At 67.1% G+C, this 994-nt stretch carries 1 protein-coding gene; it reads right to left on the reverse strand.

The window, feature by feature from the left end; all coding sequences use genetic code 11:
* Positions 1 to 237: 237 nt before the first annotated feature.
* On the reverse strand, positions 238 to 726 hold the full coding sequence (locus LXM94_RS25915) for a DUF305 domain-containing protein (protein ID WP_235774770.1): 489 nt from the start codon (positions 724 to 726) through the stop codon (positions 238 to 240).
* Positions 727 to 994: the final 268 nt, after the last annotated feature.

Consider the following 994-nt stretch of genomic DNA (forward strand, 5'->3'; position numbering starts at 1 on the left):
TCATGCCCTCGATCCCGATGTCGATCGGGACGGGTGCGGCGATGGTCGTCCGGGGCAGGGCAGTCATTGGATCATTCCCGATTGCAACTGCATCCCTAGATAGACCTTCCAACAATGGGAAGGTCAAGGGCGCGACGAAAAATTCCGCCGAAGCGGGACGGGACGGTTTCGAGGCGGAGAATCGCCGGCGAAGGCCGACCTGCGGCAGCCGTCATGACGGCGCCGACCTGCCGGCCGTCAGGGTGCCCGCCGGTCCAGCCGGGTGCGGATCGCGTTCATCTGCTCGATTTCCGTCCGCTGGGCCTTGGCGATCTCGCCGCACAGCGCGATGAGCTCCGGATCCTCGAGCGCTGCTTCGCGGCACATGAGGATCGCGCCGGAATGATGCGGCACCATGGAGGCGATGAACTGCCGGTCGCCGACGAGCGCCTGGCTGCGGGTGCCGGCAAGGGCGGCTCCGAAGAGCAGCGCCAGGCCGAGACAGAGCGCGATGTTCAGCCGCCCGTTGCGGTACATGCCGCCCATGGTGGCGAGCATCAGGATGCCCATCGGCGCCACCATGGTCAGCGCCATGTAGAGCATGTTGATGTTGTTGCGGAAATCGCCCCGGCCGTCGATCATCGAAAACATCACGATATACATGACGGCGAGGCTGAGCAGCATGTTGACGGCGAACATCCGGTAGGGGCGGCCCATGCGACGGTGTTTGTCGTTGCGGTCGGTCATGATCGTCCTCCTCGGGTTTGCAATGCTGCCGGCCGCGCCGGCGCCGGCGAGCGGGCGGTCTCTCCCGAGCGGAACCGGCTTCGCCGCCTTTGGTTCCGCCGATGCGCCGCATTCGTCCGGCCGCGGCGGCGCAGAACCTTCCTCCACGCGCGGGGTTCGCGATACCGGCGAAGGCGGGGCGCAGGAGGACGGCCCGCAGCACTTTCGCCCACGCGCGGGGTTCGCCGTGGTTTGTCGAAGAGCATCGGACGGGGCGCCGCAAGCTGCC

Source organism: Rhizobium alarense, from assembly GCF_021555155.1.
GTDB classification, from domain to species: domain Bacteria; phylum Pseudomonadota; class Alphaproteobacteria; order Rhizobiales; family Rhizobiaceae; genus Rhizobium_D; species Rhizobium_D alarense.